Origin of the sequence: Amnibacterium flavum, assembly GCF_003097495.1 — a bacterium.
Taxonomy (GTDB): Bacteria; Actinomycetota; Actinomycetes; order Actinomycetales; family Microbacteriaceae; genus Naasia; species Naasia flava.
In genome coordinates, this window is record NZ_QEOP01000001.1 from 550,483 (window position 1) to 561,540 (window position 11,058).

The 11,058-nt window shown below is 70.7% G+C and carries 9 protein-coding genes; all 9 read right to left on the reverse strand.

What is annotated here, in order from left to right; genetic code table 11:
* Nucleotides 1–113 precede the first annotated feature (113 nt).
* Nucleotides 114–581, reverse strand: a complete 468-nt coding sequence (locus tag DDQ50_RS02610; RefSeq protein ID WP_165829667.1) for a DUF2017 family protein — start codon at nt 579–581, stop codon at nt 114–116.
* Complete coding sequence (gene clpS / locus DDQ50_RS02615) at nt 578–862, reverse strand: ATP-dependent Clp protease adapter ClpS (RefSeq protein WP_377940284.1); 285 nt, start codon at nt 860–862, stop codon at nt 578–580. The genes DDQ50_RS02610 and clpS overlap by 4 nt, the downstream gene beginning before the upstream one ends.
* A gap of 43 nt (nt 863–905) precedes the next feature.
* A complete protein-coding gene (locus DDQ50_RS02620; RefSeq protein WP_116755161.1) occupies nt 906–4,280 on the reverse strand; it encodes a fibronectin type III domain-containing protein in 3,375 nt (1,124 codons plus the stop codon).
* Nucleotides 4,277–5,335, reverse strand: a complete 1,059-nt coding sequence (locus tag DDQ50_RS02625; protein ID WP_133245887.1) for a hypothetical protein — start codon at nt 5,333–5,335, stop codon at nt 4,277–4,279. Before DDQ50_RS02625 ends, DDQ50_RS02620 begins: the two co-directional genes overlap by 4 nt.
* A 167-nt stretch (nt 5,336–5,502) precedes the next feature.
* Nucleotides 5,503–6,810 carry a Vgb family protein gene (locus tag DDQ50_RS02630; RefSeq protein WP_133245888.1) on the reverse strand — a complete coding sequence of 436 codons (1,308 nt, stop codon included), beginning with the start codon at nt 6,808–6,810 and terminating at the stop codon, nt 5,503–5,505.
* A 126-nt stretch (nt 6,811–6,936) separates the two neighbouring features.
* Nucleotides 6,937–7,362, reverse strand: a complete 426-nt coding sequence (locus tag DDQ50_RS02635) for a heat shock protein transcriptional repressor HspR (RefSeq protein ID WP_276308375.1) — start codon at nt 7,360–7,362, stop codon at nt 6,937–6,939.
* Between the two features lie 9 nt (nt 7,363–7,371).
* Nucleotides 7,372–8,394, reverse strand: a complete 1,023-nt coding sequence (locus DDQ50_RS02640) for a DnaJ C-terminal domain-containing protein (RefSeq protein ID WP_116755164.1) — start codon at nt 8,392–8,394, stop codon at nt 7,372–7,374.
* A 98-nt stretch (nt 8,395–8,492) separates the two neighbouring features.
* A complete protein-coding gene (gene grpE / locus DDQ50_RS02645) occupies nt 8,493–9,128 on the reverse strand; it encodes a nucleotide exchange factor GrpE (protein ID WP_116755165.1) in 636 nt (211 codons plus the stop codon).
* Between the two features lie 11 nt (nt 9,129–9,139).
* Nucleotides 9,140–10,996, reverse strand: a complete 1,857-nt coding sequence (gene dnaK, locus DDQ50_RS02650; protein WP_116755166.1) for a molecular chaperone DnaK — start codon at nt 10,994–10,996, stop codon at nt 9,140–9,142.
* Nucleotides 10,997–11,058 lie beyond the last annotated feature (62 nt).

The following is an 11,058-nucleotide window of genomic DNA, read 5'->3' on the forward strand; positions in this document are numbered from 1 at the left end:
CTCCTTCTGGTCCGATACCTCACGACTTGAGTCTGGCTGACTCAACTTTACTCGTGAGCGTCGGTCAAAGCCAGGTCGAGCAAGGGGTCGGCGCACGCCGTGAGCGAACCGAGCTACCCGTCGACGGTGTCGAGCAGCCCGGACTGCAGCCAGCCCAGCCAGTCGTAGACGTCGCCGATCGGCCCGAGCCGAGGGTCGCCCAGGCGGTCGACACCGATCCGAGCGGCGAGCGCGAGCCGGATGTCGTTGAGGGCGAGGAGCCACTCCTGTGCCGCGGCCTCGTCGAGGGAGAGGCGCGATCCGTCGCCGTGCTCATCGGCGGAGAGGAGGAGCAGACGCGTGAGGCGGCCGCGCTTCGCCTCGGCGATGCGCTCCCGGGTGAACCGCGCGAACTCGGCGGAGGCCTCGGGGTCGTCGTCGCCATAGGCGGCGGGCAGGAGGCGGTCGAGCACCGGGTCGTCTCCCTCAGCCGCGTCGAGAGTGTCGTCGAGGCCGACCGCGAGACTGGTCAGCACATCGACCTCCTCGGCCGAGAAGTCGCGCTCGATCAGGTCGCCGACGCGGACGAAGCCGGAGTTCACTCGTCCGCCCGTCGGAGCGTCGCCCAGAGCCCGTAGCCGTGCATGGCCTCGACGTGGCGCTCCATCTCCTCGCGCGTGCCCGTCGCGACGACAGCGCTGCCGCTGTTGTGCACCTGCAGCATCAGCCGCTCGGCCACGGGCTTCGTCATCGCGAAGTAGCTCGTGAACACCCACGTGACGTAGGTCATCAGGTTGACGGGGTCGTCCCAGACGATCACCACCCACGGCGAGCCCAGGCCGAGCTGCACGTCGTGCTCGATGAGTTCCTCTGTCGAGACCACGTCTCCACCCTGCCATGTCCGGGTTGCGGGCGGCTGAGCGATGTCAGGCGGCGACGGGGACGATGGGCGGCTCGGTCCGGTTGCGAGCCCGTCGCCGGAGGTACCAGCGGATGGCGGCGCCGAGCATCCCGAGGACGCCCAGGATCCCCGCTCCACCCGCCATCATCTCCTGCGGCTGCGCCACCGGTGCCGGCTCGATCGTCGGAGCCTGGGCGACGTCGAGGGTCGCGGCGTCGACGGAGGAGCCGACCGCGGTGGGGGCGCCGATCGTCCCGGCCACGATCGAGGTGACGGCGATGCTGCGGGCCGAGCCGGCTGCCGTGGTGGCCGCGGGAACCGCCGCGGTGGCGCTCCCCGAAGCTCCACGGGACCCGCCCTTGCCGCCGGTCCCGGTCACGGTGCCGATGGTCGAGCCCGTCTTCGTGGTGGGCGCAGCACCGATCGTCGGTTCCTGGACCGGGTCCTCGACGATGACACCCCCTCCGCCGGCGGGGGCCGCCGACGCGGTGAGGGCTCCCGTCCACTGGGTCCAGGCGCTGACACCCGTCGCGTTCGCGGTGCGAACCCGGATCAGGTAGGACTGCCCTTCGACGAGCCCGCCGACGCGGTAGGCGTTCGCGACAGTGGAGGTCGCACCGTTCTCGGTGACCAGCAGAGAGCCGATGTCCTGCGAGCCCACGCTGCGCCACTCGCCGACCTGGCCGGAGGAGACCGGTGCGATCTGCCAGCCGAGAGCGAGCACGGGGGCGCTGACGGTCGAGGTGCCCTCGAACGCGGCGAGGATGGAGCCGCGTCCGGTTCCGATCGTGCGGAACACGGGGGCGGCCGGAGCCGACACGGGGGTCGTGTTGGCGCTGGGGGTCGAGATCGCCCGACCCGAGCCGTTCTCCGCGATCGCGCGGACCTGGTAGGTCGACCCGTTCGTCAGTCCCGACAGCAGGTACCGGTCGCCGACGAGCGAGGCGCTCACCGTCGTCCAGGCGCCCAGGCTCTGCACCCAGCCGTGGGCGGGGGCGACCGATGCGGCGAGGCGTCCGGCGCTCGGCGGCACCGCGGATCCCGTCTGCCCGACGGGTGCCGCCGCGAAGCGGACCTCGGCGACCTGCCAGACGATCGTCGAGGCCGGAGCTCCTGCGGGTGATGCGATCGATGCGGCGACGGCGATCTGCGCATCGCGCCCGGTGACGCTGCCGAGGACCGGCGCGGCGGGCGCGGAGACGGGCCGGACCGGTGAAGCCGTCGTGGAGAAGCTGATGCCCCGCGCGTTGACCGCGATGATGCGCACCAGGTAGTCGTGTCCGTCGGTGAGGCCGTCGAGGACGTACCGGCCCGCCGCCGCCTCGGTGACGGTCACGTCGTGCCAGGGGCCTCCGGCGCTCATGTCCCTGATCTGCCAGCGCGCGTCAGCGGGCTCGCTCGAGCGCCCGGGCGCCTCGGGGAATGCAGCCTCGACCTCGATCGATCCCGGCAGGGCCCGCACGGAGGCGACCTCCGGCTGAAGGGGGATCCCGAGCGCCGTGAACGCGGTCGAGTAGGTCCAGGCGCTCGCACCGACATCGTTGACGGCGCGCACACGCACCGTGTACCTCGTTCCGACGGCGAGGTCGCTGATGGTCGCCGTGCCGTCGACGAGCGACGGGGTCAGGTCCGTCCAGACGCCCGCCGCCTCGTCGCTCTCGGACGCCAGCTGCCATTCGAGTCCCTGCAGCGGCGCGCTCGCGGACGAGGTCTGCGACACCTCGAGCGCCACTCGGGCGTCGTCGAGGGCGGGTTCGCCGAGCGTCGGCGACGACGGCGCTGCGACCGGGGTCGCGGAGCCCGACTGCGCGCTCCAGCCCGACTGTCCGACGTCGTTGACCGCGCCGACGCGGAAGCGGTAGTCGGCGCCGTTCTGCAGACCGCTGACGACCCATGCGTCACCGGCGGCCGTGGCGGAGACGGTCGTCCAGGTGTCTCCGTCATCGGCGGAGACCTGCCAGCGCGCATCGCTGCCGAGGCTCGGTCGTGCGTCCTGCGATGCGAAGTCGACGACGAGGCTCACCGATCCGTCTCCACGGGTGGCCGACACCACGGTGGGCGTCGACGGCGCACGGATCGCTCGGATCGTCGTCGATTCCGCCCAGGGCCCGGCGCCCACCGCGTTCACCGAGCGCGCGCGCACCCGGTAGTCGCCACCCGCCGAGAGAGGCGCGAAACTCCATCGTCCGGATTCCGCGCGCCCGGGGTTCACGGAGACCCAGGAAGTGGAGGCGCCGCCGACGATCGTGGCGATCTGCCACTCGACGGAGTCGACCGGATTCGCCGTTCCCCCGGGGAACGAGGCGGCCAGCTCGAAACCGCCCTCGACGCGAGTGACCCTGCCGAATACCGGCATGACGGGCAGGGCGAGGGGACGGACCGTGACGGTGACGTCGGCGCTCGACCCCGCGGCATTCACCGCGTGGGCGCGCAGATCGACGGAGCTGCCGTTGGGCAGGCCCGAGAAGGTCCATACCGTTCCGGAACGGGAGGGGGCGGTCGGGATCCAGGTATTCGAGCCCCGCACGGAGTAGGCGAACACGAGGGCGCCCGGATCACTCGGCCGCGCGGCCGAGGACGGCACGGCGAGGGTCCACACGGCGCTGGCGTCACCGGCGATCGCGGACACAGTCGTGGGGGCATCCGGGGCGGCGACGGGCCGAGCCGTGACGGCGGCCGAGCTGAGGTACTCGGTCCCCGTGGCGACGTCGGAGCCTCCCACGGTGCTGACCCGCACGTCGTAGTCGACCCCGTCGGTCAGTCCGGTGATCAGCGTCTGTCCGACCTCGGAACCCTGGATGTCCGCGCGGGACCAGGCGCCGACGCTGCCGGAGGGACGCCACTGGACCCGGTATCCGCCCGGCGACGGCGCGGGGACCGGCGGGGTCCAGCTCACCCGCAGAGATCCGGATCCGGCGGCGACCGCGGAGACACCGGTCGGGGCGAGGAAGCCCATCGTCTGCTGCGAGGTCGCACGGACGACCATCGAGGCGTCGTTCCCCCAGATCCGCTCCTCGATGCTGAGGTCGTAGAGCCCGCTGGGCAGGTCCTGCATCGTGAAGGTGTAGCTGCGGCCGTACTCCGGCGCCAGCGTGATGCTCTGGGCGTAGATCTCGCCCGTGGCCGTGTTCCGGGCGATGAACCGGTACTCCCAGCGTCCGGTCTGGCTCGAGGCGAGCGTCACCTGGGCTCGGAAGACGTTCTGGGCGGTCTTGGTGATCGACACCGTGTCGAGCGCGGCCTGCGCCGACGCGGTCGGCGCGGGCCCGAAGGCGATGGAACCGGCTCCCGCGAGCAGCGCGAGCACCGCGACGACCGCGAGGAGGCGGTGTCGCCCGGTCCCGGTGCGGGACCCCCGTGCATCGGCGGCGGACGGGGCTGTGCGCAGCCCCCGGGTCATCGGACCCCTCTGAGCACCGTCAGGACATCGCGGACCGTGTCGGCGAAGCCTCCCTTGGGCAGCGGGGGCAGACCGGCGAGGTCGCGGTCGATGAAGCGGGAGAGGCGGAGGCGGCGGAGGCGACCGTTGACGACGCTGGCGGCTCCGACCGCAGCACCCGTGGCTGCGGTCGCGCCGACTGTTCCCGCCAGGAGCACGGGAACGGCCTCGTCGCCGCGAAGGGAGAGGAGCTCGTCGAGCCCGCCGGGCTCCGAGGTGTCGGCCTGGGGTGCAGCGGGGACCGTCGGCTCGGCGACGACCGGCGCAGCGACGGTGATGGGGTACTCGCCCGAGACGGGGAGCCCGTCGGTGCCGACCGCGGTCAGAACGAGGGCGTCGTCACCGGGTGCGATGTCGTCGGGCAGGGCGAAGGTCGCGTCGATGGCGCCGTCGGCCCCGACCGTGCCCGTGGTGAGGACGGCGGAACTCGAGCGGAGGGTCACCTGGTACGGCGAGGAGGCCTGCAGGCCCGAGGCCATGACACGCGCGCTGCCTCCCTGGATCGCGCCGTCCTCGCGCGGGACGACCGCGAAGGCGACGCTGACCGGCGAGGCGGTCGCGGCGGGCGCCGTCGACGGCGCCGCCGCCTGAGGAACAGGTGCCGCCTCGGGCGTCACGGCCGGTGCGGGGTCCCCCGCGATGCTCGCCGAGACGGTGACGGAAGAGGATCGGGCGCCGTCGGAGATGGCGGTGACGGTGGCCGACCACTCGCCGGCCGGAAGTCCGGTGAAGGAGGTGGAGCCCTGTTCGGCTCCGACGGTTCTGGTGTCGGTCGCGCCCCGGGAGTCGCGCCAGGCGATCTCGACCTGTGTGACGCCCGGGTCGGTGTACCACTCGACGCGGACGTTGCCGATCCCGTCGGTCGATGCGGTCACGAACGGTTCGGCCGGTGCCGACACCGCGAACGCGGGCACGGCGGGGAGCACGGGCAGCAGAACGGGAGCGGCCGCGAGCGCGAGCGCGAAGAGCGCTGCCCCCAACGGTCGCCTCACTGAACCCTCTGCGGTGCGCGACATGTCCCGACGAATCTACGAAGGATCGTGGCGCCGCACATCCGGGCCGTCTCACGAATGTTCGCAGAGCGAACATCGGCCGCTCACCGGAGCCGTTTTCCCCCTCGGACGGGGTGCAGGAGCCCGAGTCGGGAGTCGTCGGATGTGGGGGAAGCGGAGGCGGGAGTGGGTCAGTCGCGCTGGCGCAGCGCGTTCCGTCGCCTGCTCAGCGCGAAGGCGACGGCGCCGCCGAACAGCAGCAGAGCGGAGGTGCCGAGCGCCTCACCGGGGTCGGCGCCGGTCGCGGCGAGAACGGCACCGCGCTCGGCACCGCTCGGGGCGCCGGATGTCGGAGCACCGGCGGGCGCAGGGTCGACGGTGCCGGCGAGCACGACCGAAGTCGAGTTGGCGGGGTTCGCCGCATCGGCGACGGAGAGGGTCGCACTCCATCCCCCGGCAGTGGTCGGGGTTCCGAGCAGGCCACCCGTCGCCCCGAGAGTCAGGCCGGTCGGCAGAGCACCGGAGCTCACCGACCACACGTAGTCGCCCGTTCCGCCCTCCGCGGGCAGGGTCACGGACAGCGGGACTCCGACGGTCATCACGGACGGGGGAGTCGCGGAGCTGGTGAGGGCGGCCCGGTAGGTCGTGATCGTGCCCGACAGTGTTCCGATCAGCACCCGATCGTCGGCGCCGACCGCGATCGAGTAGGAGTCGCTTGCGATGGTCTGCGACGTCGTGACGGCATATCCCGCCGGGCCCGGCCGCGCGACATAGAGGGTCTCGGGGGCGCCGAACGAGCCCAGCGAGACCGCGAGGAGTGTTCCATCGGCGCGGAAGGCGACGCCGTACAGCGCGGGCCCCACCGTGACCGTCGACACCGAGTAGGCGGAGCCGGACGGGGAGGGGGTGAGGATCGTGACGTCCTGCGAGGTCTGATGGGAGATGGCGACGGTGCCGTCGGGGGCCACGGCGACGAAGCGCGGATCGGGCGCTACCGGGACCGATTGCGCGAGGGTGTAGCCGCCGCCCACCGAGGGCTCGACGATCCGCAGACTGTCGCTGCCGTAATCGGCGACGAAGATGGTTCCGTCTCCGTCGGTCGCCACGCCGAGAGGCGTCGTCGCCACCGGCACCGAGCTGATGACGGAGAACGCGCCGCCGCTCTCACGGAGGATGTTGATCGAACCCGTCGTGCGGTCGGCCACGACGACGTCGCCGTCGGGTTCGAGCGCGACTCCGAACGGATCGTTGCCTGTGTAGGTCGCCGCCAGGGTGTAGCCCGACGGGGCGGCCAGGTATTTCCCCACGGTGTTCGACGCGTTGTCGCCGACGATGACCGAGCCGTCGGGCGCGACTGCGAGGCTGCTGACGAATCCACCGACGGTGCCCTCGCCGTAATCGACGTAGGTGTTCGAGAGTGCGGAAGCGGGCGCCGAGGCTCCGAGAGATGCGACGACGGCGACGGCCGCTCCGATGGTGACCACGATCGCACGGCGCACTGGACTTCCCTCCCCCTCGACGGCCACCGCGATGTGCGGCGGTCCGAACGCGATCGACAGTAACGACGGCGGGGGCACCGGGCGTTGATCCTCGCGGAGAGCCTCCGGATCAGCGGCCGAAGAGTGTCAGTCCTCGTATCGGGGACGCCAGACGACGACCTGATTGGGCCGCCGGGCGCGCACGCCGGCGCGCATCGAGATGACCTCGCCCTCGACTCCCGCCGCGAAGACCCGGCGGCCGGGACGCTTGAGGAACTCGTCGGCGAGCGCCGCCTCGAGCTCGCGGACCCGGTTGCGGAGACCCGCGACCTCGTTCTCGAGTTCGAGGATGCGACGGATGCCCTCGAGGCTGATGCCGTCGGCGCCGAGCCGGGCGACCTCGCGGAGCTGGACGATGTCGCGCATCGAGTAGCGGCGGGACTTGCCCGCGGTGCGGCCCGGCGAGACGAGACCGATCCTGTCGTACTGGCGCAGGGTCTGCGGGTGCATGCCCGCGAGTTCGGCCGCTGCGGCGATCGCGAACAGCGGCGCCGTCGTCACATCCTCTTCCACCGTCGACTCCTACTCGGTCGCCTTGGCGCGGAAGAGCAGGTCGGCGCGCGGGTCCTCGGTCGGGCCCGCGGCCTCGAACGCCTTGAGCGCCTCGCGCTGGGCGTCGTTCAGCCGACTCGGGACGGCGACTTCGATGCGGGCGAGCAGGTCGCCGGTGCCCTTCGAGGTCGAGACGCCGCGGTCCTTGACGCGCAGCACCTTGCCGCTCGAGGTGCCGGGGGCGACCTTCAGCTTGACAGGATCGCCGCCGAGGGTGGGGACCTGGATCGTCGCGCCGAGAGCCGCCTCGGGGAAGGTCACCGGGACCGTGATGCGGAGGTTGTTGCCGTCTCGCTCGAACACCGGATGCTTGCGCACCGAGACGGTGAGGACGAGATCGCCCGGCTCTCCGCCGTCGGGGCTCGGCTCGCCGCGACCGCGGAGCTTGATCTTCTGACCGTCGCTCACGCCCGCGGGGATCTTGACGTTGATGGGCTTGCCGTCGGCGCCTTGCAGGCGAACGGTGTCGCCCTTCGTGGCGGTGATGAAGTCGACCGTGGTCGTGGCCGAGATGTCGCGGCCCGGGGTCGGACCACCGAAGCCACGGAAGCCTCCCGAGGTCTGGCCGAAGCCGCCCTGACCGAACCGCCCGCCGCCGCCACCACCGCTGAACATCGAGAAGATGTCGTCGAAGTCGCCCGAGTTCGCTCCTCCCGGCCGTGCCCCGCCCGGCCGCGCACCGCCGCCGAACATGCCGCCGAAGACATCCTCGAAGCCGCCGGCCTGGCCCCCGCCGCCCGCGGTGAAGCGGGCTCCGGATCCCATGGCACGCATCTGGTCGTACTCCGCGCGCTGCTGCGAGTCGGAGAGCACCGAGTAGGCCTCGCTGATCTCCTTGAACTTCGCCTCGGCTGCCGAGTTGCCCGGGTTCGAGTCGGGGTGGAACTGCCGCGCGAGCTTGCGGTACGACTTCTTCAGAGTCGACTCATCGGCGTCCTTCGAGACGCCGAGGACCTTGTAGAAGTCCTTGTCGAACCAGTCTTGGCTTGCCAATGGCGTCCTGAGTGCTTTCTTCGAGAGTGAGTGTCGTGAGAGGATCGGCCGGTAGGAAGCGCGGGTCCACCCGCCTGCTTCCTACCGGCTCGGTCGATCTATTCGGGGAGGTCGACCACGACGCGTGCCACCCGGAGGGTCACGTCGCCGATGCTGTATCCGCGCTCGACCACGTCGGCGACGGTTGCGACCGTCACCTCGGGGTTGGGCTTCTGGAAGATCGCCTCGTGCTGGTTCGGGTCGAACGTCTCGCCGACCTGCCCGAAGGCGACGAGCCCGATGCGCTCGCCGCTCGCACGGAGCTTCTGCGCGATCGTCGTGAACGGGCCGCCCTCGACCAGGTCGCCGTGCTTCTCAGCCCTGTCGAGGTCGTCGAGCACGGGAAGGAGGAGCTTGGCGACATCGCCCACCGCGCGGTCGCGTTCGACCTGGCGGTTCGCCTCGGTGCGCCGACGGTAGTTGGCGTACTCGGCGGTGACCCGCTTGAGGTCGGCGAGGTGCTCGCTCTCGATGTCGGTCGGCACGGTGGCCGCTCCGGCGGAGACGTCCTCGAGGAACGACAGGTCGTCCTCGTTCAGTCCGTCGTCGGAGCCACCGGTCGGCGTCTCGATGTCGGGGCCCTCCATCGACATGAAGCCGGGCTCGGCGGAAGCCGACTCAGCGGACTCGTCCGCGTCGTCGGCCCCGCCCGAGAGGCCGTGGTCCTTCGGGTCTTTCGGGTCCTTGGGAACCATGATCCGCCGTCCTACTTCTTGGTGTCGTCGTCGTCGTCGACCACTTCGGCGTCGACGATGTCCTCATCGCTCGAACCGCTGTCGGTGGGTGCGCTCTCGCCCGTGCCCGGCTGTTCCGCCGAGGCCTGGGAGTAGATCGCCTGGCCGAGCTTGGTCTGGCTCTCGGACAGCTTGTCGGCCGCGGCCTTGACCGCGTCGTCGTCCTCGCCGGCGAGAGCCGACTTGAGGGAGTCGACGTCGGCCTGGACCTCGGACTTGACGTCGGCGGGGAGCTTGTCCTCGTTGTCCTTGATCAGCTTCTCGATCGAGTAGACGAGCTGCTCGGCACTGTTGCGGACCTCGGCGGCCTCGCGGCGGCGCTTGTCCTCCGCTGCGTGCTCCTCGGCCTCGCGGACCATGCGCTCGATGTCCTCCTTGGGCAGCGACGAGCCGCCGGAGATGGTCATCGACTGCTCCTTGCCGGTGCCCTTGTCCTTCGCGGACACGTGGACGATGCCGTTCGCGTCGATGTCGAAGGTCACCTCGACCTGCGGGACGCCGCGGGGCGCCGGGGCGATGCCGGTCAGCTCGAACGTGCCGAGCGGCTTGTTGTCTCGGGTGAACTCGCGCTCGCCCTGGAACACCTGGATGGCGACCGACGGCTGGTTGTCGTCGGCGGTCGTGAAGGTCTCGCTGCGCTTGGTCGGGATCGCCGTGTTGCGGTCGATCAGCTTCGTCATGATGCCGCCCTTGGTCTCGATTCCGAGAGACAGCGGGGTGACGTCGATGAGCAGGACGTCCTTGCGCTCGCCCTTCAGCACACCGGCCTGGAGAGCGGCGCCGACGGCGACGACCTCATCGGGGTTGACGCCCTTGTTGGGCTCCTTGCCGGTCTCCTTCTTCACGAGCTCGCTGACGGCGGGCATACGCGTCGATCCACCGACGAGCACCACGTGGGCGATGTCGGCGACCTTGACGCCGGCTTCGCGGATGACGTCCTCGAAAGGCTTCTTGGTGCGGTCGAGGAGGTCCTTGGTCAGGTCCTCGAACTTGGCGCGCGTGAGGGTCTCATCGAGGTTGGCGGGGCCGTTCTCGGTCAGCGACAGGTAGGGCAGCTGGATGCTGGTCGACGTCGAGCTCGAGAGCTCCTTCTTCGCCTGCTCCGCGGCCTCCTTGAGGCGCTGGAGGGCGATCTTGTCCTTCGAGACGTCGACACCGGTCGACTCCTTGAAGCGCTGGATCAGCCACTGCACGACGCGCTGGTCCCAGTCGTCGCCGCCGAGGCGGTTGTCGCCGGCGGTGGCGCGGACCTGGATGGTCGAGAAGTCGTCGTCCTTGCCCACTTCGAGCAGCGAGACGTCGAAGGTTCCGCCACCGAGGTCGAAGACGAGGATGAGCTCGTCCTCCTTGCCCTTGTCGAGGCCGTACGCGAGAGCGGCCGCCGTGGGCTCGTTGATGATGCGGAGCACGTTGAGGCCCGCGATCTCACCGGCCTCCTTGGTGGCCTGGCGCTCGGCGTCGTTGAAGTAGGCGGGCACGGTGATGACCGCGTCGGTCACGGTGTCGCCCAGGTACTGCTCGGCGTCGCGCTTGAGCTTGGCGAGGATACGCGCCGAGATCTCCTGCGGCGTGTACTTCTTGCCGTCGATCTCGGTGGTCCAGTCGGTGCCCATGTGGCGCTTGACGCTGGAGATGGTGCGGTCGACGTTGGTGACGGCCTGACGCTTGGCGGTCTCACCGACGAGGACGTCGCCGTCCTTGGTGAAGGCGACCACGGAGGGGGTGGTGCGGAAGCCCTCGGCGTTGGCGATGACTACCGGCTCGCCTCCCTCGAGGACTGCGACCACCGAGTTGGTGGTTCCGAGGTCGATGCCTACTGCACGTGCCATGTGTGTTTTTCTCCTTGTTCGACCTGGCGGTCGGTCAGCGGGTCTGGATGACCCGCGGATGT